General features: G+C 54.9%; 15 protein-coding genes. 8 read left to right on the top strand and 7 right to left on the bottom strand.

Annotation, left to right across the window (positions count from 1 at the left end):
- Window positions 1–149 precede the first annotated feature (149 nt).
- Genes JJQ51_RS00070 through JJQ51_RS00060 form a run of 3 tightly spaced genes read left to right on the top strand, consistent with a single transcriptional unit; the run spans window position 150 to window position 6,090 of the window.
- Entirely contained in the window at window positions 150–1,385 is a 1,236-nt protein-coding gene (locus tag JJQ51_RS00070) for an efflux RND transporter periplasmic adaptor subunit (RefSeq protein WP_269244343.1), read from the top strand.
- Between the two features lie 9 nt (window positions 1,386–1,394).
- Window positions 1,395–4,544 carry an efflux RND transporter permease subunit gene (locus tag JJQ51_RS00065; protein ID WP_269244068.1) on the top strand — a complete coding sequence of 1,050 codons (3,150 nt, stop codon included), beginning with the start codon at window positions 1,395–1,397 and terminating at the stop codon, window positions 4,542–4,544.
- A 10-nt stretch (window positions 4,545–4,554) separates the two neighbouring features.
- Entirely contained in the window at window positions 4,555–6,090 is a 1,536-nt protein-coding gene (locus JJQ51_RS00060) for an efflux transporter outer membrane subunit (RefSeq protein WP_269244067.1), read from the top strand.
- A 154-nt stretch (window positions 6,091–6,244) separates the two neighbouring features.
- Here the strand turns inward: JJQ51_RS00060 and JJQ51_RS00055 are convergent, their stop codons facing one another.
- The 3 genes from JJQ51_RS00055 to JJQ51_RS00045 form a co-directional block, all read right to left on the bottom strand.
- Window positions 6,245–6,559, bottom strand: a complete 315-nt coding sequence (locus JJQ51_RS00055; RefSeq protein ID WP_269244066.1) for an ArsR/SmtB family transcription factor — start codon at window positions 6,557–6,559, stop codon at window positions 6,245–6,247.
- Between the two features lie 432 nt (window positions 6,560–6,991).
- Complete coding sequence (locus JJQ51_RS00050) at window positions 6,992–10,117, bottom strand: efflux RND transporter permease subunit (RefSeq protein WP_269244065.1); 3,126 nt, start codon at window positions 10,115–10,117, stop codon at window positions 6,992–6,994.
- Window positions 10,114–11,250 carry an efflux RND transporter periplasmic adaptor subunit gene (locus JJQ51_RS00045; RefSeq protein ID WP_269244064.1) on the bottom strand — a complete coding sequence of 379 codons (1,137 nt, stop codon included), beginning with the start codon at window positions 11,248–11,250 and terminating at the stop codon, window positions 10,114–10,116. Before JJQ51_RS00045 ends, JJQ51_RS00050 begins: the two co-directional genes overlap by 4 nt.
- A gap of 234 nt (window positions 11,251–11,484) precedes the next feature.
- Here JJQ51_RS00045 and JJQ51_RS00040 point away from each other — a divergent pair, with 234 nt between their 5' ends.
- The 3 genes from JJQ51_RS00040 to JJQ51_RS00030 are packed head-to-tail and all read left to right on the top strand — an operon-like array spanning window position 11,485 to window position 14,890.
- Complete coding sequence (locus tag JJQ51_RS00040) at window positions 11,485–12,180, top strand: response regulator transcription factor (protein WP_269244063.1); 696 nt, start codon at window positions 11,485–11,487, stop codon at window positions 12,178–12,180.
- 38 nt (window positions 12,181–12,218) lie between these two features.
- Window positions 12,219–13,433 (top strand): HAMP domain-containing sensor histidine kinase, encoded by a 1,215-nt coding sequence (locus tag JJQ51_RS00035; protein WP_269244062.1) that lies wholly within the window; start codon window positions 12,219–12,221, stop codon window positions 13,431–13,433.
- 29 nt (window positions 13,434–13,462) lie between these two features.
- Window positions 13,463–14,890, top strand: coding sequence for an efflux transporter outer membrane subunit (locus tag JJQ51_RS00030; RefSeq protein WP_331275818.1), 1,428 nt, complete (start codon window positions 13,463–13,465; stop codon window positions 14,888–14,890).
- A 324-nt stretch (window positions 14,891–15,214) separates the two neighbouring features.
- On the opposite strand, the gene JJQ51_RS32870 is transcribed toward JJQ51_RS00030, so the two are convergent.
- On the bottom strand, window positions 15,215–15,331 hold the full coding sequence (locus JJQ51_RS32870) for a BA14K family protein (RefSeq protein ID WP_442967279.1): 117 nt from the start codon (window positions 15,329–15,331) through the stop codon (window positions 15,215–15,217).
- 1,330 nt (window positions 15,332–16,661) lie between these two features.
- On the opposite strand from JJQ51_RS32870, the gene JJQ51_RS00025 reads away from it, so the two are divergent.
- Window positions 16,662–17,750 carry a porin gene (locus JJQ51_RS00025; protein ID WP_269244061.1) on the top strand — a complete coding sequence of 363 codons (1,089 nt, stop codon included), beginning with the start codon at window positions 16,662–16,664 and terminating at the stop codon, window positions 17,748–17,750.
- Between the two features lie 873 nt (window positions 17,751–18,623).
- Here JJQ51_RS00025 and JJQ51_RS00020 read toward each other — a convergent pair.
- Together JJQ51_RS00020 and JJQ51_RS00015 are read right to left on the bottom strand one after the other, a co-directional pair.
- Window positions 18,624–19,847, bottom strand: coding sequence for a patatin-like phospholipase family protein (locus JJQ51_RS00020; RefSeq protein WP_269244060.1), 1,224 nt, complete (start codon window positions 19,845–19,847; stop codon window positions 18,624–18,626).
- A 753-nt stretch (window positions 19,848–20,600) separates the two neighbouring features.
- Window positions 20,601–22,793, bottom strand: coding sequence for a TonB-dependent hemoglobin/transferrin/lactoferrin family receptor (locus JJQ51_RS00015; RefSeq protein ID WP_269244059.1), 2,193 nt, complete (start codon window positions 22,791–22,793; stop codon window positions 20,601–20,603).
- Window positions 22,794–23,349: 556 nt separating this feature from the next.
- On the opposite strand from JJQ51_RS00015, the gene bamA reads away from it, so the two are divergent.
- On the top strand, window positions 23,350–25,680 hold the full coding sequence (gene bamA, locus JJQ51_RS00010) for an outer membrane protein assembly factor BamA (RefSeq protein ID WP_269244058.1): 2,331 nt from the start codon (window positions 23,350–23,352) through the stop codon (window positions 25,678–25,680).
- 35 nt (window positions 25,681–25,715) lie between these two features.
- On the opposite strand, the gene JJQ51_RS00005 is transcribed toward bamA, so the two are convergent.
- Window positions 25,716–25,956, bottom strand: a 241-nt coding sequence (locus JJQ51_RS00005) for a hypothetical protein (RefSeq protein WP_269244057.1), incomplete at its 5' end; no start/stop codon positions are given.

Here is a 25,956-nt window from a genome sequence, read left to right as displayed (position 1 = left end):
TCCGCACCCGTACCCAATTGACAACAATCAATTGCCATTCTATTTACGGTACGAATCGTACCAATAATACTCAGGACGGCATGAACGTGCAACCGCTTCCGAATGTTTTTCGTCTTTTTCGCAATTCTCCCGCGAACCCCGACCCGAGCATGGCCTTGCGAAAGCTCCTTCCTCTGGGCGTCGCACTTCTGGCCCTTACCGCCTGTAGTCAGGAGAACTCGGCCCCTCGAGACACCACGGCTGTCAAGCCTGATGTGAGTGCCATGACACTGCACCCAAAGTCGGTCGCCATCACTGCGGAGCTGCCCGGTCGCACGTCGGCAAACTTGGTTGCCGAGGTTCGGCCACAGGTCGGCGGCATCATTCGCACGCGCAACTTCAAGGAGGGCAGCGAAGTTTCGGCTGGCGACGTTCTATACGAAATCGATCCGGCCTCCTACCAAGCAACTTACGATTCGGAAGTGGCCGCGCTCCAAAAGGCGGAAGGGGCAATTCCAAACGCCCAGGCAAAGGTGGATCGCTACCAAGGTTTGACCTCGCAAAATGCAGTGAGCAAGCAAGATCTCGACGATGCCATTTCGACACTTGCACAAGCCAAAGCGGAAGTCGCATCCGCCAAGGCCGCTCTAGATTCAGCTCGCATCAATCTCGATTACACGAAAGTTAGGGCGCCGATTTCCGGTCGCGTTGATGCTTCTGAAGTAACCGCTGGCGCCCTTGTTACATCCGGCCAAACGACGACCTTGACGACCATCCGCCAGCTCGACCCAATCAAAGTTGACGTTACGCAATCCAGCACCAACCTTTTGAAGTTCCGTCGCGCGGTCGCCGAAGGTCGGTTGAAGACAAGCGGCGACAATATCACCGTACGTCTCATCCTGGAGGACGGGTCGACGTACAATCAGACGGGGACATTGCAGTTTGCAAGCGCCTCTGTCTCCGAAACCGTCGGCACATTCAGTGTTCGCGCGCAGTTTCCCAATCCCGACAGGTTGCTGTTGCCGGGCATGTATGTGCGCGCCACGATCGAAGAAGGCGTTGCTCCCAACAGCTATCTCGTTCCGCAACGAGCCGTGACCCGCAACACCAAGGGCGAACCGACTGCGATGTTCGTAACGGCCGACGGCAAAGTGCAGCAGCGTGTGCTGCAAGTGCAAAGAAGTGTCGGCAACAGCTGGCTTGTGAGCGACGGGATCAATGACGGCGATCGCGTCATCGTCGAAGGCGTCCAGCGTGTTCGTGACGGTCAGGAAGTCAAGGTTACTCCGGTAACGATTGACTATGCCACCGGAGACATCGAGCAAGCCGCATCCGACAACAAATCGGCGGAACAAGCCCGGTTGGAAAAGACCGATACCAAAGCCGCCTCCGGCGCCCAGAAGTGAGGTTAGACGATGTCTCGTTTTTTCATCGACAGGCCGATCTTCGCCTGGGTGATCGCTATCGTCATCATGCTGGCGGGCACACTTTCGATCTTCACGCTGTCGATTTCGCAATATCCGCAGATCGCCCCGACGACAGTCAGCATCAGCGCCACCTATTCCGGGGCTGACGCCGCAACCGTCGAAAACTCGGTGACCAAGGTCATCGAGCAGGGCATGACCGGCATCGACAATCTCGACTACATGACATCGACCTCGACCTCGACGGGTCAGGCCTCGATCTCGTTGACCTTCACCAACAAGGCCGATCCTGACGTCGCGCAGATGCAGGTGCAGAACAAGCTGCAACTGGTTGAATCACAACTACCTAGCTCAGTTCAATCCAGTGGCATCACCGTTACCAAATCGACCTCAAACTTTTTGATGGTCGCTGCCTTCGTGTCGACGGACGGCAAGCTCAATTCCAACGACCTTGCCGACTATGTCAACAGCACGCTCAACGACACTCTCAAGCGCGTTTCCGGCGTGGGAGATACGCAGCTGTTCGGCTCCGGCTATGCGATGCGTATCTGGGTCGATCCCGACAAGCTTGCCAAATACTATCTGACGGTGAGCGACGTGACGAGCGCGATCGAAGCCCAAAATACGCAGGTTTCGGCCGGCCAGTTGGGTGCCTTGCCGCAGCGCAAGGGCCAGCAACTCAATGCGACGGTCACCGCAAAGAGCCGCCTGCAAACGCCGGAACAGTTCGAAAACATCATCCTGAAAAGCCAGTCCGACGGCTCGCTGGTGCGCATCAACGATGTCGCCAAGGTGGAGCTTGGCGCCGAGAGTTATACCAGCTCGAGTATCTACAATGGCCGCCCTGCTGCCGGTCTTGCGATTAAGCTCGCCTCCGGCGCCAACGCAATCAGCACGGCCGAGGCCGTCGAGTCTACGATTGCCGGCCTCAAGCAAACCCTGCCACCGAATGTCGAGGTCGTCTATCCCTACGACACGACGCCCTTCGTGAAGCTGTCGATCGAGGACGTGGTCAAGACGCTGTTCGAAGCCATCGTGCTCGTCTTCATCGTCATGTTCGTCTTCCTGCAGAACCTGCGCGCCACGCTGATCCCGACGCTCGCCGTCCCGGTCGTCCTGCTCGGCACCTTCGGCGTACTGGCGATGTTCGGCTATTCCATCAACACATTGACCATGTTCGGCATGGTGCTGGCGATCGGCCTTCTGGTCGACGACGCCATCGTCGTCGTCGAAAACGTCGAGCGCGTGATGGAGGAAGAGGGGTTGTCGCCGCGCGAGGCGACGATCAAGTCGATGCAGGAAATCACCGGCGCGCTGATCGGCATCGCCACGGTCTTGTCGGCCGTGTTCATCCCGATGGCCTTCTTCTCCGGTTCGGTCGGTATCATCTACCGGCAGTTCTCGGTGACGATCGTCTCGGCGATGGTGCTGTCCGTCATCGTCGCTCTTATCCTCACGCCGGCCCTGTGCGCCACCATTCTCAGGCAGCCCAAACATGGTGCGAAGGAAAAGGGCATGTTCGGCTGGTTCAACCGCAATTTTGAGCGGGGAACGAGAGGTTATCAGCGCGGCGTGCACGGCATGATCCGCCTGAGCATCGTCTTCCTGCTGGTATTCGTTCTGATCGGCGGTGCAATCGCCTATCTCTTCAACCGCCTGCCGAGCTCCTTCCTTCCGGACGAAGACCAGGGCACGCTCATTACAAGCATCACACTGCCTTCCGGGGCAACTGCGGATCGCACAGAGAAGGTTCTAAGACAGGTTACCGATCACTATCTCAACGACGAAAAGGATTATGTTCAAGGCGTAATGGGCGTCGTTGGGTTCGGCTTTGGCGGGCAAGGCCAGAATATTGGCTTGGCATTTGTCAAGCTAAAGGACTTCGACCAGCGCAAGACGCCGCAGTCGAAGGCTCAGGCGATTGCCGGCCGAGCTATGGCCGCTTTTTCCAAAATCAAGGACGGAACTGTCTTTGCCTTGTCGCCTCCGGCAATCCCCGGCTTTGGCAACAATAGCGGCTTCGATTTTTACATCAAGGATATCAACGGCGCCGGTCACGATGCTCTGACCGCCGCGCGCAACCAGTTGCTTGAAGCCGCGGCAAAGAGTGACAAACTGAGCGGCACACGACCGAACGGCCAGGAGGATACGCCGCAATATTCGATAGATATCGACGCCGAGAAAGCGGTGGCACTGAATATCAGCCTCTCCGATATCAATTCGACGCTGTCGACCGCCTGGGGCGGCGATTATGTCAACGACTTCATCGACCGCGGCCGTGTCAAGAAGGTCTATGTCCAGGCCGACAAGGATTTCCGCATGCAGCCGGAAGATCTTGAGCGTTGGTACGTGAAAAACTCCGATGGCGACATGGTGCCGTTCTCGGCCTTCGCCTCGGGAAAGTGGACCTACGGTTCGCCCCGCCTGGAGCGCTATAATGGTGCTTCCGCCGTCGAAATCCAGGGTGCGGCGGCGCCTGGTGTCTCCTCGGGCGACGCCATGAACGAGATCGACAAGATCATGACGACCCTGCCACCCGGCTTCAGCCACGAATGGACCAGCCTGTCTGCTCAGGAAAAGCTCTCCGGCAACCAGGCAACCCAGCTCTACGCGATCTCGATCCTGGTCGTCTTCCTGGCGCTTGCCGCCCTCTACGAGAGCTGGTCGATCCCGCTTGCCGTCATGCTGTCGGTGCCGATCGGCATTTTTGGTGCGTTGCTGGCAGCAACTATCTTCGGCCAATCGAACGACGTCTACTTCAAGGTCGGTCTGCTAACGACCATCGGCCTGGCGGCAAAGAACGCCATCCTGATCGTCGAATTCGCCATCGAACAGCAGAATCAGGGCAAGAGCCTGATCGACGCAACGCTGGAGGCATCCCGCCAGCGCCTGCGACCGATCCTGATGACCTCGCTCGCTTTCATCCTCGGCGTGCTGCCGCTGGCGGTCGCCAATGGGGCCGGTTCCGGTAGCCAGAACTCGATCGGCATCGGCGTCATGGGCGGCATGATCTCGGCAACCGTGCTCGGCATCTTCTTCATCCCGCTGCTCTTCGTCTCCGTCCGCCGCGTCTTTAAGGGCAAGATGGAGACGACAGCCGAACCGCGATCTTCGGAACTGATGCCGGGAGCGCAAGAGTGACACAGCCCAGATGCAACTTTTACGTTTTAGCGAAAGCACTAATATGATCCGAGAAACCGAAAGACATTTTCCGTCCTTCCGTAATATTCGCCAGCGTACGGCCGTTGCCGCCTGTGCTATTCTTGGTACTTCGCTGCTGAGCGGTTGTGTTGTCGGCCCCGATTATCAAAAACCCGAACTCGCAATGCCCGCACATTGGAGTGGCAAGACGCAAAAGAAGACAAAGCCACCGCAGCTTTCGCAATGGTGGAAGCAGCTTCGCGATCCGATGCTGAACGACCTGATCGAGGAGGCGGTGCAGGGCAATCTCGACGTGGCCACTGCCAAAGCTAAGATCCGAGAAGCACGTGCGACTTACCGCAAGCAGACAGGCACGTTGCTCCCAACGGTGGAGGCCACTGCTTCGGCGACGAGAAATCGCTCTGCGGCGTCCGACGGCACTCCTGCGACCATCTATAGCCAATATCAGCCTGGCTTCGATGCAAGCTGGGAGCTCGATATTTTTGGCGGCAACAAACGCGCCGCCGAGGCCGCCAAATATGGCGTCGATGCGGCCGAGGAGGATCTGCGCGACACCCTTGTCACATTAGTGGGCGATGTAGCTTCCTATTATGTTCAGGCGCGTGAATATCAGGCTCTGCGCAATCTTGCACAGCGAACAGCGGTATCTCAACGGAAAACCGCGACCCTCACCCAAGCGGAATTCAAAGCGGGCACGGCAACCGCCATCGATGCTGCGAAGGCGGACGGCGAAGCCAGCAGTACTGAATCGGACATCCATACTTACGAGATTTCGTATATGGAAGCGGTTCACAAGCTTTCCGTACTCCTTGGAAAACCTCCAGCGGAGCTCGAAGAACGCCTCAAGAAGTCCGCTCCTATTCCGCGCCCGAAGATCGAGGTAGCTACGGGTATTCCGGCTGATATCCTGGTCTCGCGCCCCGACGTTCGCAGCGCAGAGCGACAACTTGCCCAATATACGGCCAAGATTGGCGAGGCGGAGGCCGATCGCTACCCCTCGATTTCACTGACCGGCAGCATATCGTCAACCGCGACCAGCATTGCCGATCTCGGCAAGAAGTCCAGTATCGGCTGGTCGTTTGGGCCTTCGGTTACCATTCCCCTTTTCAAAGGAGGCCAGTTAAAGGCAGCCGTCGATATTGCCAAGGCAGAGCGTGACCAATATTACATCGCCTACCAATCGGCCGTTCTGACGGCTATGCAAGATGTAGAGGATGCGATCGTATCTTTAACACAGGAACGATTAAAGAACGGCAAACTTGCCTCTTCGGCTGCTTCCTATCGCAAGGCAACCATTCTGTCTCATGAACTCAACGCGGCGGGGGCTGTCGATTATCTCAATGTTCTAGATGCGGAACGTTCGCTATATAGCGCGGAAAGCTCGCTGATACAGAGCACTGCCAACATTGCATCCGACTATATCTCGCTAAACAAGGCGCTTGGCGGAGGGTGGGATGGCCCCATTGACACATCGACGCCAGCGGTGGCTGATACCTACGGGGGGCCGCATCTTGCAAAGAAGTGATTCATAGAGAACGCAAAAGATGTCGACGATAACATCGTAGCGGCAGGTCTGTTAAGAGCAGCTTGCTTTTCATAACATTCAGACAAGAAACCGGCAGTTTGCTTTCTTCATTCCGCCGGTTGAAATCTTTCTGCAGCCTCCGTCAATAATCCAATTATCTTTTAAGCTTGCTGATTTCTGGCCAGATGTCGTGAATCGTGTCCAGAAGATATCGAACTTGATGCGAGTCACATCGATAGTAAACAAACTGGGCGTCGCGTCGAATATTGACGATCTTATGAAGGCGCAAAGGAAGCAAATGCTGCGACAGCGAAGACTGGCTGATATCGAGTCTCTTCGCCAACTCCGTCACAGATATTTCACCCTGGATGAGGATTTCCAAGATCGCCAGACGTTTTGCATTGGCGAGGAGAAATATAAAGGCCGCAAGTTCTTCGCGATCATACTCGTCAGATAAACTGTCCAGCATGCCGCTCACCCGCACCTGATTCGCCAACGTCAGGCACAACTACAGATTAATGATGACGACATCTTGAGCGCTATGTTTCAATATGTGTATTAATATAATGAAATGCAAACAATGTTTCTGATGAGAACTCTCGCGGAAGCCTCGTGTATATTCGAGCCCATTTGCTCGTTCCCGCTCATTCAATGATAAGCAAGACCGGGACGATGCGACATCAACCTCTCCCGCAGCATCTATTGAAATGCGGAGCGCTAACTTAACTTCCAGCCTTGATCCGGTTGAATTTTTCGGCGTGGCCTTGTGCGCAATTCTATAGGTTGCTCTTCCTCAAATGGCTTGATTGACACGGTGAATTCGCAAAGCCGTGGAGACGGCTAGTTTCTCCTGCCGAAGGTCCGATTTACGATGACGAGGACGAAGACAGGCCCTCCATTCCTAATGCATCGTGCCGCGGCGTTCTGCATTTTTCAAACGGGTACTCATGCCGTTCCGCGCAGATGGAATGTCTCTGGGATCAAGGCGCAAGACATGCTTCAACAGGCTCAGAAAATCATCAACAAAAGTGAAGATCGTTGGTATGACGAGCAGGCTCAGGAACGTCGAGGTGAGCAAGCCGCCAATTACCACAATCGCCATTGGTTGACGAAAACTGGCGTCACCGCCGCTCAGGCTCAACGCTACCGGAACCATGCCGGCACCCATTGCGATAGTCGTCATAACGATCGGTCGCGCCCGCTTGTGGCAAGCGTCGACCAGTGCGTCGAAGCGCGACATGCCCTGTCGTCGCGACATAATAGCATATTCAACGAGGAGAATGGAGTTCTTGGACACCACACCCATGAGCAATATCAATCCGATGATGGCCGGCATGGAAAAGCTCGTCCCGGTAACAACGAGGGGAAGCAGCGCTCCGCCGAGCGCAAGCGGGAGCGCCATCAAGATGGTTACGGGTTGGAAGAAATCGTGGAAGAGCAGGACCAGGACAGCATAAATACAGAAGACTCCGATGCCCATGGCTGTACCGAAACTGTCAAACAACTCCGAGCTGCGCTGCAGCTCGCCCTGCTCTACCTGGTAAACGCCTTGCGGCAGATGCTGAAGCGCGGGAAGGGCCTGCGCCTCCTTGTTCACCTCCCCAAGCGTCCGTCCGTTGAGTTCGACCGAAAGGGTCACGTTTCGCGCGCGATCCAGACGATCGATTTCGGCGGGGTTCCCGCCGATTGTGATCGCCGCGATGCTTCCCAGTGAGACCTTGCCGTTTGCGCCGGCCAGTTGCAGCCGTGATATGGCATCGATATTGCCACGGGAATGAGGGGAAAATCGGACGCGGATAGCAATCTGCCTCTGCGGCAGATTCAGTTTCGCCAGCTCGCTCGAATAGTCTCCGTTCGTTGAAACACGCACTGCCTCGGCAATCGAAGCGGACGTGATACCCAGAGCGGCGGCCTTGGCAAAATCCGGCTTGATTTGGATCTCGGGCGCCTGCAGCGAAGCACTCGACGTGACCGCACCGATTCCTTTGATTGTTCTTAGCTGTCCTTCGAGCGCGCTCGCTGCCTGTTCGAGAACATCTGGGTCGTCGCTTGCGAGCGTCAGCTCCAGCTTCGTGCCATTTCCGCCGGTGCCGACTTCGACCCGCACGCCAGCTATTGCGGAAAGTGCATGTCGGATGTCATCCTCAATTGCGGACTGCTTTCGGGTGCGCTCACTGATGTCCTTGAGATCGACGACGAGTGTCGCCTTTGTCACGTCCGTCGTCGTTGAAGAGTCCAATCCACTGCCACTTGAAGACGAGCCAACCGCGCTGAATACACGAGTAACATCTGGCAATTTGGAAATGATGTCGCTTGCGCGGCGTGATACTGCATCCGTCTGGGTGAGCGTACTGCCAGGCTGGAGTGTCAGTTTGACTTGCGTCTGCGCGTCATCGGAGGCCGGAAAAAATCCTGTTCTCATGAACGGGATGGTCGATAGCGAGAGAAGGAGCAGAACGCCGGTCACGAGCAAAGTCAGCTTGCGATGATTAAGGCAGGTCTTCACCGTCGCGATATACCCACGCATGATCAAGCCGTCTTGCGTTTCCGCATGATGGGGTTTCATGAGGTAAGCCGCCATCATGGGTGTCAAAAAACGCGCGACAAGCAGTGATGCAAGCACCGCAACGGACGCTGTAATTCCGAACTGCCGAAAGATCAGGCCCGGAATGCCGCCCATGAAGGCAGTGGGCAGAAACACGGCAACCAGCGTAAAGGTCGTTGCAATGACTGCAAGACCTATCTCATCAGCTGCCTCGAGGGCGGCCTCCATGGGTCGTTTGCCCATTTGCAGATGCCTGGCGATATTCTCGACCTCAACGATCGCATCGTCGACCAGGATGCCAACAACAAGCGACAGCGCCAGGAGAGTGATCGTATTGAGGCTATATCCGGCAAGATGTACTACGAGGAACGTCGGAATGATGGAAAGCGGAAGTGCGATGGCGGACAGGCATGTGGCGCGAAAGTCCCTGAGGAACGCCCAGACGACGACGATAGCAAGGATCGCGCCTTCGTATAGCATATGCATGGAACCGTCATAATTCTCTATGACGGGTTTGACCGTGGTATAGGCCTCATCGATCCCGACCTCGGGATGCGCGGCGGCAAATTCCGCCATTTTCTTCTTGATGTCATTTGCAACGGTCGTATCGGAAAAGCCGTTCGAGCGCTTGATCTCCACGGCAATCACGCGGTCCCCATCAAGATAGGCAAGCGAAGAGCGATCCGCAAAGCTGTCCGCAACCGTTCCTATTTCGTCAAGACGCACACTTTTGCCGCTCGATAGCGGAATTGCGAGCTTTGATAGGTCCTCAATAGAAGGAACGGCGCCGAGGGTGCGGATTGTTTGTCTTGCCGAACCGACATCGCCCCGCCCCCCCGATTTATCCGACTGGACGGATTTCACGCGCGAGGAAATATCGGACGCCGTAATGCCCAGAGATGTCATGACATCCGGATTGAGATCAACGTGGACTTCACGATCGACGCCACCTATGCGATCCACCTCCCCTACCCCGCCGACTGACAACAGCGCCTTGGTCATGTCGTTGTCGACGAACCATGAAAGCTCTGTCTCGGTCAGCTTCTTTGAGCGGACCGCATAGGTGGCAAGCACCGAAGACTGTACCGTAACCTTGGAAACGGTCGGCGATGCCATTTCGGACGGAAGATCGCTCTTGGCGCTATCGACAGCATTCCGTACCTCGTTGAGCGCCGCTTCGCTGTTTTTCTCGAGCTTGAACGAGACGCTGATCGATACCGATCCATCGGTTATCGTTGTCGTGATGTGATCGAGGAGATTCAGCGAAGCGAGCTTGTCCTCAATTTTGCGCGCAACCTCGGTTTCAAGCTGTGTTGGCGCGGCACCTTCAAGCGACGCTGAAATCTTGATGGTAGGCAGATCCATGTCCGGAAAATTCTGGACCTGGAGTTTTGAAAACGCGAGCAACCCGCAGACCGTCAGCAAGGCAAACAGCAGTATCGCAGGTACGGGATTGCGGATGGACCAGGCCGAGACGTTCATTCGGCAGCCCCTTCGACTTTCACCAGCGTACCTTCTGAGAGGAAGGCGCCACCAGACCGCACAAGACTCTCGTCACCCCTGAGACCGGTAACAATCTCCACACGGTCCTGTCTGCGGCGGCCCACGTCCACACGCTGGCGGTGAACCCGATCTTCCTGGTCGATGCTGAAGACATAATTGATACCGTCCCTGAACACCAATGTGGTCTCAGGGACCGTCACAGCCTTCTTCCTGCCAACATTGATGAGCCCGGAGACGTAGAGCCCATTGCGCGGAGGTGGCTCCTTCGGTAACTCCACATAGACAACCGAACGTCCGGTATCGCTGCTGATGGTCGGGGCAACAAGCCTTACGACACCATGAAGCGCCAATCCGTCAGGCCCTATGATCTCGGCGTCCTGTCCTTGCGCGATCTGCGGAAGATATTGAGCCGCTACCTCGGCCTGCCACTCTATTCGCTGCTGGCGTAGAAGGCGGAACAATTCGGTGCCCGTCGACACGACCGCACCGAGCGAAGCAGAGCGCGATGTGATTATGCCGTCGTCAACCGCGGCAATGGTTGTCTGCCCGAGTTTAATACGCTCACTCTCGAGGGCGGCCTCTTCGGACTCAAGGTCCGCCTTGGCGGTCTGCTCGGTGGTCAGGTACTCAACCCTTTTCTGGTCAGAAAGCGCGCCGGAACCTCCGATCTGCCGGGCACGATCCGCATCCGCCTTCGCCTTTGCAAGGTCCGCCTGCTTTGTAGCAACCGCAGCCTCTTCCTTGCGCAGATCTGCAAGTACCGTCTCCTGATTCAGGCGAACAAGGGGATCGCCCTTCTTGACGATGGATCCGACGTCGGCCAACACTTCCGTTATGCGCAGGCCGCTCGTTTCGGATTCTATTACTGCCTCGTGCCAGGGCTTCAGCCACCCGCTTGCCGGGATTGTCTGCGACCAGTCCTCGACCGAGGGCTGAACCGCAGCGACGGTTAATGCCGGAGTGCCCTGTAATTGCTTTTGTTCTTCTGCAGCAACGTCACTATCTCCAAATGCAAGTATCCACGTACCGGCAAATAAAGCGGCGCAAGTCAGGTGTTTCAAATTACGCCAGCAACGCGCATTTGCGGAAGGGATCTTGCGGGACATGGTCATTGAACGGATTACCTTACCTGAAAACGTGCAGCTTCCTCCGGGATCGTTGACGGTCAACGCTGGTAGGCCCCCCGTTGGTTCGACCAATATCGAACTCCACAAGGGTTAGCTGATTGTCTTCCGATAGCAGATGCGGCGTTAAGTGGTGTTAAGAGAGTGTAAAGTTGTGTAAAACTTATTTCGCTCGGTGCTCCAGGGTGTATTGCTGTCAACGTAATTCGGGTGGAGCCCTCCATGGCAAAGGTACTGTTGATTGATGACGATACTGAGCTGACGACCCTTCTAAGTGAATATCTTCTGGATGAAGGATTCGAGGTTGAAACCTCGGAGGATGCTCGGCTAGGCATCGCGAGCGCCGTCGATCGATCAGTGGACATCATCATTCTCGATATAATGATGCAACGCATGAACGGGATAGACGCTCTGCAGCGTATTCGCCAGCTAAGCGACATACCTGTTTTGATGCTGACAGCCAAGGGGGATGATATTGATCGGATTTCCGGCCTTAATCTCGGCGCTGATGATTATGTCGCAAAGCCATGCTCGCCTGGTGAATTGGTTGCTCGCATTCGAGCGATCTTTAGACGCACCGGAAAACGACGGAGTGATGAAAGCGCGCTTCAGACGGGCGACCTTATTTTGGATCCCGCGAGCCGAACCGTCCGATGGCAGGGCAAGCCGCTGGAACTCACCAGCGCAGAATTCAACATATTGGAGGTGCTGGCGCGTAACGCCGGGCAGCTGGTTTCAAAGCAGGAAATCTCGCGGCGCGCGTTTGATCGACCCCTAACGCCCTTCGATCGCCGCATCGACGTCCATATCAGCAGCGTACGGCAAAAACTGGGTGCCCGCAGTGATGGTGCATCCTGGATCCAGTCTATACGCGGCCAGGGATATCAACTGGTTCGGGACGTCTCATGCGGAAGTTGATATGGCGGATTTTTGCGATCGTCTGGTTCACCATGGCTATGTCGATCGTGCTTCTATTTGCGATCGGCCACATATTTGGGCTGGCGCCTCAAACAGAAGAGCTCCGCGATCAACGAACGGCGTTTGCGCTCGATACGGCCGCAAACCTGCTTGCAACAACCGGCGTAGAGGCGTCGAAACAATTCCTTTTGGCCACCACTCACGCATCCTCGCCGGTCCAGCTGAAATTGGCAGACATTGGCAGGCCCCTCGAGTGCGCCGTAAGACCCGAAAACAAATATGAAAGGCGAGTAGTCAGTACAGGCCGTTGTTTTCAGCTGAGCGCTGAGGTGCAAAGCCTTGGGTTCCTCTCCAAGAACATGCTGAACCTCGTTCCGTGGGCCTCGGCCATGTTTGCGGCGGCCTTTGCGGCCTACTGGCTGGCACACTATCTCACACGACCCGTGGAACAGGTAAGGGCGGGGCTGCACGCGCTGGCACAAGGTCAATTTGAGGTAAGAATCGGCAGCAGCATCGATCTGAAGAGAGACGAGATCGCAGCGCTGGCCCATGACTTCAACGTCACCGCCGCACGCCTCGAGGAATTTCGGGACGTTCAGCGGCGCCTGTTTCATGATGTCTCCCACGAGCTTCGATCACCTTTGTCCAGACTCCAGGCCGCACTCGGCCTTCTGAACAAAAATCCCGATCGGCTCCCCGTGATGAGCGAACGCATTGAACGCGAAGTCGCGAGGATGGACAATCTCATCGACGAAATCCTAACCCTTGCCAGGCTCACGGCGGTGGAGGCGGAGCCACTTGAACGGCAGACCCTCGATTTGGTCGATCTGCTTCACGAAATCTCCGACGATTGCGCCTTCGAAAGCGCCTCGCGCAAGATCTCCTTGGTCTACGAGGGCGTCGACTCGTTTGTGACCTCTGTCAATGGAGAACTGATCTACAGAGCGATCGAGAATGTCGTGCGGAATGCCGCCAAACACTCGCCTTCGAATTCGCAGATTCTCATGCGCACCGAGAGGCAAGACCGGTTCTTCTTCATCATCGTGAAAGACTACGGCCCGGGTATTCCACGCGACATTCTCGATACGATCTTTCAGCCATTCCGACGAGGACACAATCCTCCGGCCGACACGGTTGGTTTTGGCCTCGGCCTGGCGATAGCAAGACATGCTTTCGCATGCCATGGCGGCCAGGTGCATGCCGAGCTTCCGGCGGAAGGCGGCCTGCTCGTCCGAATGAGCCTACCTGTTTGACTGTTATAGCTATTACGAAAGTCTGACCTATGCGACACCCTCGTGTCTTTCGCACTCCTATGATCTTCGCCGCGATCGGAACCCTCTCCAGCTGTGTCGATGCCCCCATTAGTCCACCGGTAGCCGACATGCCAAAGGCGTTCCTCGGCGCAGCGCGGGCTGACAATCCGGCACACGTCAACGAAGAGTGGTGGCAGGCCTTCGGTGATCCGGAACTCAACAAGCTCATGGATCTGGGCAAGGCGAAGAACCCTGAAATCGTACAGGCCGCAGCGCGCCTTGAACAGGCTCGCGCCAATGTCGATCTCGCCTCGGCGGATTTGTTGCCGGCCATTTCGGGGGGAGTCGGCAGCGCGCGCGGCGACAAATATGGACTGGGTACGACATCCGGCAGTTACGGCACAGCCTCCGGAAGCTGGACTATGGATCTCTTCGGAGGAAAGCGCGCCCAAAAACGCGCAGCGCAGGCGCGCTTTGACGCTGCCATATCGGACGTGGATGAAACGACGCTCAATGTGCTTTCGTCAATCGGATCGACTTATGTCGACGTGCGCTACTACCAGGAACAAATAGCGCTCGTGCGGCTGACCGTCGAAAACAGAAGCCGCAATCTCGCCATGATGCGCGACAGCCGCGACGCAGGACAGACTAGCCAGCTGCAAATCGTGCAAGCCGAGCAGCTTGTTGCCAAAGCCGACGCCGAACTGCCATCGCTTGAGGTCCAGCTCGACGATTCCATTGCCACTCTTGGGAGTTTGACCGGGGCCTCGGAGCAAGACCTGCATGCTGAGCTCTCGACCAAAACTCATCAACCACGACCACGATACAAGATCGGAATAGGCATTCCGACAGACGTCATCCGCAACAGGCCGGATGTGAGGCGGGCTGAAAGCAACTTCATCGCCGCTGCCGAAGGTGTCGGGATTGCGAAGGCCGCCCTCTACCCATCGCTGGAGCTGAGCGGCTATGTCACACCCACGGCCGTCGTCCATAGTGGTCATGTCAACATCTGGCAAATTGCCGCTAACTTCACCATGCCTATTTTCGACGGAGGGAAAAATAAGGCTAACCTCGCTTCGGCAAAGGCTCAGCTGCAGCAGGCCGAGGCAGCTTGGCAAGCAGCCGTTCTGAACGGCATCGCGGCAGTCGAAAAGGCACTTGCCGCCTACAACAGAGACGGCAGGAACATCGCCGCGCAGGAAAAACTAGCCGCGACATCGAAAGAAGCATTGCGACTGGGCAGGGTCAGCTTCGACCTGGGTGCCGGGGCAGTCTTCAACATTCTGGACGCGGAGCGCGACTACCTGGAAGCTCAACAGTCGAGAGCGCAAGCCATTCGAGATCAGGCACTGCACTATATCGAGCTCTGCAAGGCGGCACCTCCCGCACGACGGCATGATGCTTCCGTAACTTCAGCAATGAAGGCAACATCGTCTTCGGGAAGACCTAAGGGATAGCGTCGCAGCCGCCGCGCAAGAAATCCAATCGTTCCGATTTCACTCGCATGAAGCAATGTATCGCTGCAATAAATGATTGTGACCGAGGTCAGCCTGCTAACGACATATCTACGGTCGGATTGGTCGCCAGAATAGGCATTGGGATAAAGCTCGACGACTTCGCGTAAAGCTATCATCCATAGAACATGGCAACTGGTACCCGCGATTTCGACCATATGATATCTGTTGGTCGCCGGCACATGCAGGCAGCGATGCGGCAAAAAAGCATTCCCCTTGATACGGATCAATGAGGCCGATGTCGATGACATCGGCCTTCCAACACGACTAGTCGTAAGGGGAAATGCAGTGACGCCGGCCTGCACCATTCGTCAGATATGTGTCCGTATCGGGATCATAGGAACGATAACGGTTTGCACACCAGGAATAATGCCGTTGGCTCATTTCCTCGGGCGCTGGCGGCGGTGCATCGTCATCATTTGCTATGGCCGCTCCCGCGATTGCTCCGACGGTGAACGCCGCGAGCGGAAACCAGTAGCCATCATGAAAGCGATAGCCCGGCCGGTGCGTTCTTACGCCATGATATCCATTCCACAATGGAGCATCGTCGCCTGGAGGCGGGGCCTGAACGAATACGAGATCCGCACCGCCGGTGCCGTAGGATGGCACGCCCAATTCCTGCGCGGATGCACCAGTCGAAAACAATGCCGTTGCTAAGCAAAAATTCAGAATTAGCCTATTCATCATTCACCTCACTTATCTATTGATGCTCGAATGCGGATAGCAGCATGGCGTAGGAGTTCCGCGTGATAACTGATCCTATTGATATCGCGCATGCGCCGTTTCGAAGCTGACGATTTACATTTGATTTGTGTTCATATGCCGCTGTCGACGATGATAGTTTATTGAGTTTCGTCAACGAACGTGTATGAGAAATGCAAATACCTCAATCCGAAGACGATTGACGACAGTATCATTTGAAAAATATATTCATTACAACAAATACTTGAGATTTTCTGCAACGCCTATCCGCAACGGCTATATGAATCTCTCGCTATCTTATCTCTGATAATTTGACATTATTTTCAATGATTTGATACGTAGATATATATAAAGTCCAAATTTTTGCCATCTTACTTGATATAAATCGCATCGCTTCTCGTCCCCCACAATTCGAGAGGCATGGAGCCGGATGTTATATCTATCCCTACATTCGGCTCCACTATTTCCCGCAGAAGCGCGATCGAACATCAGCAGGCGCGCCGCCGGAAAATCGGTTGTCTTATTCTGTAGGTGCAGTAAGGCGATCTCATTCGCTAGCGCTCAATGCACACAAAGTTCACGGTTACTGAGCAGGAAGTTAGTGCCGCTTCACCTTTATGCGGCAGAAGTGTTCTCGTGAATGCCACGGAACATATATGCATCTACCGATTTCCGGTACCCAAATTACCTATCAGCTATAGCTACCGCTGACCATCAATGACGAATCATGTGTGGCGGAAGGACGACATAGATTTCGATATGTTGCTGCTCCATAACTTCATAGAGATATTGGTAATTTTCCATTTCCAGCTGAGGCATTTATGCAACGCCGATATTCGATGCAGCTGACGTTCGAGTATTTTTTGAAATGCGTGCTTTCTGGTGTGGATTACATCGGTAGTTTCCTTCGCGGTAGCTCACGGAGCTTCCACTGGTAGGGACCGCCTAATGAGAAGTCGCGCAAAGCAAGGCGCAATTCTCTTCTCATCTGGCATCATGATTTGGAGAAAAAATGACTATTAGAAGCCTGTTGCTTAGCTCGGCTGCCATGCTTGCAGCTGTTTCGAGCGCCAATGCTGCAGATGCCGTCGTCGCGGCGGAACCGGAGCCGGCAGAATACGTGAAGATATGCGATGCCTTCGGACCCGGATATTTCTTTATTCCAGGAACCGAAACTTGCCTTAAGCTAGGCGGCAAGGTTCGCACCGAAGGTGAATGGCACAGTGCGTACAATCCCAGCAGCAAGACGGGTACGCTGTGGCATACTCGTGCCGAACTGCAGCTGCAGACCGCGACAGATACGGAATATGGCCCCCTCACAACCAATAGCGAGCTGCGCTGGGACTGGAACGATGGTGGTTCGACGACAACAAAGTTGCTGCATGCAAGCATCAGCCTCGGTGGCTTCACGGTCGGCAAGGAGGACTCTCAATATAACTCCTTCATCGGCTATGCGGGTGACGTGATCAACGACGACGTCGTCTATGACGGCCCTTATGAACTCAATCAGCTGACCTACAAATACGACGCAGGCAACGGCTTCAGCGCGGTTATCTCGCTGGAAGACTCGAACTCGTCGAGTGATTCCAGCAGCTATGGCGGCGCCTGGGTTACGTCTGAGTCCAATCACTACGCGCCGGATGTCGTCGCCGGCGCTGGCTTCAAGTCGGGTGCCTGGTCGTTCAAGGTCGTGGGCGGCTACGATTCGATCGTTGAAGAGGGCGCCGTCAAGGCACGAGTCGATGCAGACTTTGGTGTATTCTCCGCCTTCTTGATGGGTGGTTACAATACCGATGGCAGCAAGTTGAACAAATATGCCGGATCCAACCTCGATGAATCCGCTTGCCCATCGGGCAAGGGCTATCTTTGCGGCTGGGGCGACTGGGCTGTTTGGGGCGGCGTTGGCGTTCCGATCAACGAAAAGCTGAAGTGGAACCTCCAGCTTGCCTACACCGACTCGAAGATCTTCGCAGCGACCACGAACCTCAAGTTCAACCCGGTGAAGAATCTGCTCATCGAGCCGGAACTCTCCTACACCAGCTGGGATTCGGTCAACAAGGATCAGTGGAGCGGCATTCTGCGATTCCAGCGATCCTTCTAATCTGATCTAAAGTTGACCTCCGATCAGAGAAGGGAGAAGGCCCGGTTTCCCTCCGGGCCTTCTTTGTATTGCTATTGCACGGGCAACTGCTTTGGGGATGGCCGGATCCGTCTGCGACTCTGGTCGTTTCTTGGTTCGACGAGTGTGCCGGAGCGCCAGGGTGGCGCAACCGATCTAATGGCGTGCATAGGCAGGGGTTAGGCGATCCATTTGCGAGCAGGCTCCGCGACCTAGGGGGCGAATGTGAGGCGACAGCGATCGCCGGACCGGGTTGAACATCCATTTCGAAGAACGAGATTTGACGCCAGAAGCCCGTTAAGCTTTCCGAGTTGCTTCGAAGGCTCCGCATCGAGAGTTTATGCCTGTGGCGGCCGATCGCAGGCGCAGCCGCTGGAATGGCGACCATGCATGGTCGCGACCGGTCGCCTGGGCCTTTCGTGGCAAACAGTCGACAAGCCGGGTTCATGCGATTGAGCATTTCTCTCACTCAGCATTCCGCCGTTGCGATGTATATTTGAGAGATTAGGCTCGAACGTCGAACCTGTGCTGTCGGCCCAAACCTGGCACGCCGCAGGTCTCGCAGTGGCCTGCCATCGATATCCGCAGGTGGCATTGTCCAGCACCGCCCGGCATACGCACCTTGCCGGGAAATTTGTGCTTCCACCGCCTGCTCCAGCGCAGCTGCATGGAAAACGGTAGCGACGACGCGGCAAACGCGTCCTTCGCCTTCAAAGACACTATCGTATCGGCATGGATAGGCCGTCACGTTGTCCCGCCGTCTCCGATAATTGCGCCGACTCTCGGCAGAAACTCCACCTCAGTCCGTTATCATGCTTCTCCGGGCGAGCATTGCGACAATGGCCTCGGCGCGGCTCATTCGTTGAAATCGGGCACATCCTTCCAGAGGCGACCCGAAACGGCGTTTTGATAGCCTATGCGATAGACCGTGCGCATATACTCCGTGTTAAACGGATCCGTTGCCTTGTACGGAACAGGTCTATCAATTGCCGCCACATGAAATTCTATTCTGTGCAGCCTTGCAAATTCATAGGCGGCATAAAGACCATTCTTCGTTTGAGACTTGACCAGGATGCTGTAGGCGCGCGCGATCACCGGGAGAGTTTTGTCCCTCGTCATCGCAAACTCAGGGATCAGCGTGTTGTTCACCAACACATAAATTCTGGATCGATGTATATCGACTGGCGCCGTCAGCTTGGATACGAACGCGGCCTCCGGCACGGTTAGGAATTGCGAAGAGCTTGCTCCATCTGAATGCAATTCTTCAATTGATCTAGCCCCACTTTTCGAGGCGATTTTTACTGCCGGAAAAACGCCAGGTATGCTCGCAGATGCAAGGAGAACATCGCGAAACAAAGAGAGTGCTTCAGGTGTACCTTTTGAGGCGATCGCTCCCATATTCCAGAGTATCGCTTGCTGGGTGTCGAGGTTTGTCGTGAGGACAAATAGCCGTCGTCCCTTTTTGTGTTCGACCGCGATCTCCTGCATCAATCCGGGTGTAATATAACGCTCTATCATCGAGCGCACGGGACGTTGCTCAAGCAGGCTCTGTCCGAGCAGGCCGACGGGAAGAAATTTCGCCTTGGCGAGATTTTCGGCCTCGCCGCTCGTGTATAGATGACGGAGCAATGCGTCGTACTTGGGTCCAAGGAATGCGAAAGGTGCAATGAAAGCACCGGTGCTCACACCGGTAACGACATCAAAGGAGGGCCGTGTCCCCGTAGTCGTCCAGCCCTCCAACGCACCGACGCTAAAGGCGCCTCCAGCACCGCCGCCAGATATGGACAGCATCACCGGAGCCCGCGCGGAGGTTGCTGCGAAACCTGACTTGACGAACGAGGCCAAACCGCCGTCGAGTCGGAGCCTGACGCTCTCAAAACCGGGGATCTGCGCGTCTAAGGCCTGCCTCTCACTATAGGTCGGCCTGTCCGCGACGCAGCCGACAAGTCCGACCATCAGCGCCAGCGAGAGACAGGTCCCGTTGCGGACAGCGCGAGCGATAACGGCTTTGAAGCGCTCGCTGAAACGAGACAGGACTGATCGGTGCATTGCCAGGGACCGCAGGCAAACAAGCGTCATTGCTGGAGGACGTCGCCTATGTCCAAACGCCAGGGCCCTCTGTCTTGGCACGCAAATGACAACACCCTGGAGTAGCTCACGCGCAGCCTTCCGCCGGCATCCAGCCGCAATTCCAGGTAACTTCCCACCCTCGCCCGTTTCGAAAAGAGAAATCCTCCCTGATCTCGCAGGTAGAACCTGTGCGTTATCTCTCCGATAACTGTCCTGGTATAGGCACCATATCGGAACCGCCAGGGCTTGCCGTTCTCGTCAAGAAGCTCGATCTCAATCCGGGGATTTGCGGCAAGCTCGTCCAGAGCCGGGAGTATCCGGCGCGCGTCGACAGATTGAGGCAACCACAAGAAGCGTGTTTTCACATCGCTTCGGCTAAGTTTCTTCGCAAGAGCTTTCATAAAATTCTGGACCTTGAGATAACCCGGTTATCCCACCGACAATATGTTTTCAGAATGTAAAGCGATGCTAAGTTTGCGTTAAGATAGGTAAAATCGGGTTCGGCCGGATCATGCGGATACTGGCGCGGCAGCCGACACGATATATGCCGGAGTGGGTCGCCTGTGGAGGCGCTCATCAAGCGCTTGCGCTGGCTCTTTATCGTTGGAGCGAGTTTGGCGGCAATTCACCGGCTTGCAGCCATGACATGGAAGCGAGACACCTGACGTCCTTCTGATCGCAATCAATCGATCTGTCAAACTGAGCGGCTAGCCCCAGCAGGGCGGCCCGACACAGGCCCGCGCCGCCGAAGGAAAAGGGCCGTCAGAATTTCTGGGAGACAGCGATCTTTATGTAACGGCCGGATTCCGAATACAACTCCGTGAGATTGGTGACATCCTTGACCTCAAGCGCGTCGTAATAGGTCTTGTTCAGGAGATTATATATGCCGGCCTGAACCGTCATGCCTTTCAGCTCGGCGGGCTGCCACCATCCAGTCAGATTGAGGATAGCATAGCCGCCAGGCTTTGAAGAGGCGCTCGACTTCTGCGAAACGGCTCCCGCCGCCACGAGGGTCAAATCAGTTCCCCAGCTGTCTTTCTCATAACCAACACCGACGATTGCTTTTACCGGAGGGACGGAGGACAGAAGCTCGTCGGTATCGAGATTGGTACCGCGCGCATACGAGACGGAGCCATGCAGGTTTATGCCGCTATCGAATTTCTTCTGTCCGGAAAGAGAAATGCCTGAGATGCGAACGTTGTCAACGTTGACGAATTCATAGCTGCCGTAAGAATAACCAGAGGTTGATACAAGGGTCGTGTCAATGAAGTTCTTGTAACGCGTGCTGAAAGCATTGAGATGAGCGCCGAAATCCTCGTCGCCGAAATTGACGCCGCCCTCAAAACCCCAGCTGGTCTCGGGTTTCAGATCCGGGTTACCAATGTAACGATAAAGCGGTGAATTGTCGTAGTCCACATAAAGCTGATAAGCATTCGGCGACTTATAGGCAGTGACGAACTGTAGATAGACCTCCGTATCAGGCGTTGCTTGCCAAGCGGCTCTCAATTTGGGTGACAGGTGATTGCCGGACTGGCCGTCCGGCATGTCACCTGAGTAACTGGCGGTTTCTTGGGGATCCTGCTTATACCAGTCGAATCGGAGGCCGGGAGTAAAGGAAAATGGGCTGTCGCCGAGGGTAATCTTATCCTCTACATAGGCGCCGAATTTGTAGGAGTTGACGTCGGGCGCGTAGCTCTCGTTGGTGTGATAATAGCTGCAGGACGAAACATAATCCGTCGAGCAGGAATCCACACCCGAAAGATAGTAACTGCTTTGGGCGAGCTGGAAATCGCTGCCGAATGTCAGCTTGTGATGGAGCGCCCCCGTGTCAAAGTTCGAATTTGCCCAGGTCGTATAGCCGTAGTCCTTCTCGTCGCTATGCATTAATCGGTCATACTCGCCCTTGGGCGACGTCAACCGGTAGCCTTGCGTCCCTTCGGTGCGGCTGCTGCGTTGCCAATAAAGCGTTGCAAAGCCGCTATTGATCCAGTCGCGGTCAGAATCGGCTTCATATTTGTAGTCGATGGATAGACGATCTCGCGACTTGTCCAGCTTGTAGTCGTAGCTGCTATATGTCGTGCCGTATCCGGAATAAGATAAATAGTTCTTGGTGGAGTTGTAACCATAATGCTCTGCCGTTAAGCCGATCGTATTTCCGCCCTCCAGCTCTTGCCGGACCTTGAATAACAAATTTCGCTGATTGTAATCCTTGGGATCGGCTATTGTTCTGCTGCTCCCGGTGCCTCCCACCTCTCCATTTGTTTCCGTTTCATGCCCATATTTATAGGAGGATTGAAACAGGATAGAGGTGTGGTCGACGTTGGCGGCGATAGCACCTGAGGCGCTGATCGAGTGATCGGAACCGTCAAATCCGAGCTTGACCATTCCTCCATATGTCTCACCTGGCTCGATAAGGTCTTCAGGTTCAAGCGAGTGCAGCAACAATGCCCCGCCAAGCGCTCCTGATCCCGCCCGGCTGGAATCGGCACTCTTCAGCACGTCAACCGACGACAAGGAGGTGAAATCATACGTATCGGCCCCGCCGCCATAGCTATAGATGCTATCGAAAAAATATGGGACCGGAATGCCATCCATGAGCGTCAGGACGCGATCGTCCTCCAGGCCGCGAATATTCACGCTCTTGGAAGCATTGTCGTAGGTGATACCGGAATCGATCGTGTTGCCAAAGTCCTTGAGATCTTCAACCTGCTTTTTCAGCAGGGTGGCAGCCGGAGTGCGGCTGACGAGCGGCGAATCGGATATTGATCCCCGTTGTATTCGATTGCCTTTGATAACGATCTTCTGCAGCTGTGTGCTGTCATCGTCTTCGGTCTTATCGGTAGAGCTTGTTACCGTCGTAGCTTCGGCTTGTTGCGCTAAAGCTAATGCATTGGAATTAAGAACACCCAAAGCCGTGCATGCGAAAAGAGCCAAGCGGAACCGCCAGGACATCATTAGCCTCTTCCTTTTAAATGAGGTCACCGGGCTGGCTGGTTGGTGCGCAAGCTTCCAAGGGGCTGGCTAGGTGCAAATGTTTCAGCAAAGCCGTCCCCACAAACGTCTCAATTACCTCACTTATAAAACATGATTTTGATAGTCAAGATATATAACGAATAGAATACCGAGCGCGTCTGCAAGACCAGACCGCTGCTTATTGGGCTATCCCTGGATAAGATGCAGCGCTGCTCGTAGGAGATTTCGTCAATGAGGATGAGGAAGATGCTCGAAGACATCGCCTTTGCCACTCCCACGGATTCCGTTTAGGCGAGATTGCGTTCGGCTGCGCATCCGGGCGGTTACGCAGCGCATCCGTCGGAACGCCGACTGGCGTATGAAACCGTGCTCTTAGCTACATGCTTTTTTTGGAAACAAGAATCCACATAACTATCACGAGCTAGCAACATCCAGACATCGGTAATCAAAGATGATCGTCTAAGACCCATGCCGTGGGCCGGCATTTTTCGAAGCCAACGTATTAGGCTTTATTTACGAGCCCAAGGTAAAGGTGTTGATGAGTTCGAAATCTCCGCAATCAAAAGCCGCCGTCCCAAAGTCACTCACTACAATCCTCACGCTTTCAGCCTCCGTTGCTCTCATGACCACGCCGGTTCATGCCGCGGTCGTCAACAGCATACGCGTGATAGGCGCCGAGCGTGTTGGATCCACCGCGATAACCGATAATATAACAATATCAGCCAGAAAAGCATTCACAGACACGGATATCGATAAATCGACCAAGCAACTGTATGCAACAGGCTATTTTTCCGACGTAAAGATTTCAGTCAGCGGCCAAACGCTCGTCATATCGGTCAAGGAAAATCTGCTGATAAATGCAATTGTATTTAATGGAAACAAGAAGATAAAGGACGACAAGCTTTCCGGGATTATCTCATCACATGTTGCTGGCCCTTACAACGAGGTTCAGGTTCAGGCGGATATACGCTCCATTAAGGATGCCTATGTTTCCATCGGTCGAAACGATGTCGAGGTGACAACAAAAGTTTTCAACGTATCAAAGAACAGAGTAAATCTTGCCTTCGTCGTCAATGAAGGAAATAGAACGAAGATAAGCAAGATTGAATTTTCCGGAAATCATGCTTTCAGCAGTGGGCGCCTTGCAGCCGTTATCAGTACCAAGAAGTCTGGTTTATTGTCATTCCTGACACGAAAGGATCTCTATAGCGATGCAAAGAAAGCTGCCGACGAAGACGCGCTGCGCAAATTCTATTACGACCACGGCTTCGTCGACTTTCGAATCGTTTCGAGTGACGCGACATTCGACAGCACAAGCAATAGCTATGCGGTGAATTTCATCGTCGACGAAGGCGTAAAATATAAGTACGGCGATGTTTCTCTGACATCGACGGTAGAGGGTATTAAGGCCGGCGAACTGGAAGGCCTCGTCCTTACGCGTAAAGGCGACACCTATAATGCCCAGAATATCCAAAAATCGCTCGACGCTATTTCAAAACGCGTCGAAGAAGCTGGTTATCCCTTCGTGCAGGTGACACCTCGCGGCAATCGCAACCCGGAGGACCGATCGGTGGCGGTTGAATATCTGGTCGATCAGGGAAAGCGCGCCTATGTGGAACGCATCGATATCCGCGGTAACTCGCGAACGAGAGACTATGTCATTCGGCGTGAATTCGATCTCAATGAGGGCGACGCCTTTAATGAAGCAACGCTAACGCGCGCCAAACGTCGACTCGACGCGCTTGGCTACTTCAGCTCGGTGAAAATTGCGACAAGTCCTGGCAGCGCGCCCGATCGGGTCATTGTCGTTGTTGATGTCGAAGATCAGCCGACTGGCTCGTTCGGAATTGGCGGAGGTTATGCCGTTGGCAACGATGGTGGTCTTCTCCTTGAGGCGTCTGTGGAAGAGAAGAACTTTCTCGGCCGTGGCCAATATATCAAGATCGCTGCCGGCGCGGGTACGAGCGGGAGCCAAACCTACAATCTTTCGTTCACGGAACCTTATTTTCTTGGCTACCGCCTAGCGGCAGGGTTCGACATATTCAAAAGCAAGAATAGCAGCAGTAGCGACTATTACGACTATGGCGAAGAAGGTATCTCGCTGCGCGTCACCGCCCCGATTACGGAATCCCTGGCGACGACCTTTCGCTATAACCTCAAGCAGATAACCTATACGGGAGAAGATGATTGGGAGGATAACCTCTCAGCGCCCTATAGAAACCTCATCAACAATGGTCCATGGATCCAGTCGACTGTTTCACAGACCTTTACCTATAATACCCTCGATGATCAGAATTTGCCGCGTGATGGCGTCATCGCAAAACTCACGAACGAACTCGCGGGCCTCGGGGGCGATTCTAACTTCTATAAAATCAGCGGCAAGGCGCGTTATTATCACACTCTTTCAGATGCTCAGGATATTATCGGTTCGTTTACACTTGGCGCCGGCTATATGGTCTCGACGACAGGTCAGGACCTCAACATCTTCGACCAGTTCACGCTCGGAGGAAGCGAGATCAGAGGCTTTCAGAATTCGGGCATAGGTCCAAGAACCTCCGATGGAGATGCGCTCGGCGGGACAAAATACTTCACCGCGTCAGCGGAGGCAAGCATGCCAACACCCGGTGTTCCCCAAGATATCGGACTGCGCAGCTCCGTCTTTGTGGATGCTGGTACACTTTATGGCAATTCGGCCAATCTCTACGGAGATGTTCTCAAGGATGGCTCTGCGCTTCGAGCCTCCGCCGGCGTCGGCCTGACCTGGGCGTCGCCCTTCGGGGTGATCAATGTCAGCTATGCGGTACCATTCCTCAAGCAGGATTACGACAAGGTGGAGAACTTCCGCTTCGGTATCGGGACGCAATTTTAACATGGTTAAGCCGTACGCGGCCGGCGCAGCGCTTCTTATTCGGCAACATCGAACGCCGATAATGGAGCGGCTTGGTACGCGACGCGGCGCCTTTTGTTATCACCTTGCTTTTCAGAGCATCGCTGATCCTGCTTCATCAGGAGGACGATTAAGTGGCGGCAGGCAACCGCAAGAGTATCAGAAAGTATGTGGCTGCCCTCGTTACGGGCACGGCCGCGTGTGCATATATTTTGAGTCCGGTCGTCGCTTACGCCCAGGCCAATAATAATAATGCCA

The sequence above is a fragment of the Rhizobium sp. AG207R genome, assembly GCF_027109195.1.
GTDB classification, from domain to species: domain Bacteria; phylum Pseudomonadota; class Alphaproteobacteria; order Rhizobiales; family Rhizobiaceae; genus Rhizobium; species Rhizobium dioscoreae.
This window is presented reverse-complemented; position numbering and strand designations above follow the sequence as displayed.

Bases quoted from the DNA above. Each gene is read 5' to 3' on its own strand.
- bamA (WP_269244058.1), top strand. From the start codon at position 23,350: ATGAGTTCGAAATCTCCGCAATCAAAAGCCGCCGTCCCAAAGTCACTC.
- JJQ51_RS00045 (WP_269244064.1), bottom strand. From the start codon at position 11,250: ATGACCATGTCCCGCAAGATCCCTTCCGCAAATGCGCGTTGCTGGCGT.
- JJQ51_RS00070 (WP_269244343.1), top strand. From the start codon at position 150: ATGGCCTTGCGAAAGCTCCTTCCTCTGGGCGTCGCACTTCTGGCCCTT.
- JJQ51_RS00060 (WP_269244067.1), top strand. From the start codon at position 4,555: ATGCAACTTTTACGTTTTAGCGAAAGCACTAATATGATCCGAGAAACC.
- JJQ51_RS00055 (WP_269244066.1), bottom strand. From the start codon at position 6,559: ATGCTGGACAGTTTATCTGACGAGTATGATCGCGAAGAACTTGCGGCC.
- JJQ51_RS00025 (WP_269244061.1), top strand. From the start codon at position 16,662: ATGACTATTAGAAGCCTGTTGCTTAGCTCGGCTGCCATGCTTGCAGCT.
- JJQ51_RS00050 (WP_269244065.1), bottom strand. From the start codon at position 10,117: ATGAACGTCTCGGCCTGGTCCATCCGCAATCCCGTACCTGCGATACTG.
- JJQ51_RS00065 (WP_269244068.1), top strand. From the start codon at position 1,395: ATGTCTCGTTTTTTCATCGACAGGCCGATCTTCGCCTGGGTGATCGCT.
- JJQ51_RS00035 (WP_269244062.1), top strand. From the start codon at position 12,219: ATGTCGATCGTGCTTCTATTTGCGATCGGCCACATATTTGGGCTGGCG.
- JJQ51_RS00020 (WP_269244060.1), bottom strand. From the start codon at position 19,847: ATGACGCTTGTTTGCCTGCGGTCCCTGGCAATGCACCGATCAGTCCTG.
- JJQ51_RS32870 (WP_442967279.1), bottom strand. From the start codon at position 15,331: ATGAGCCAACGGCATTATTCCTGGTGTGCAAACCGTTATCGTTCCTAT.
- JJQ51_RS00040 (WP_269244063.1), top strand. From the start codon at position 11,485: ATGGCAAAGGTACTGTTGATTGATGACGATACTGAGCTGACGACCCTT.
- JJQ51_RS00030 (WP_331275818.1), top strand. From the start codon at position 13,463: ATGCGACACCCTCGTGTCTTTCGCACTCCTATGATCTTCGCCGCGATC.
- JJQ51_RS00015 (WP_269244059.1), bottom strand. From the start codon at position 22,793: ATGATGTCCTGGCGGTTCCGCTTGGCTCTTTTCGCATGCACGGCTTTG.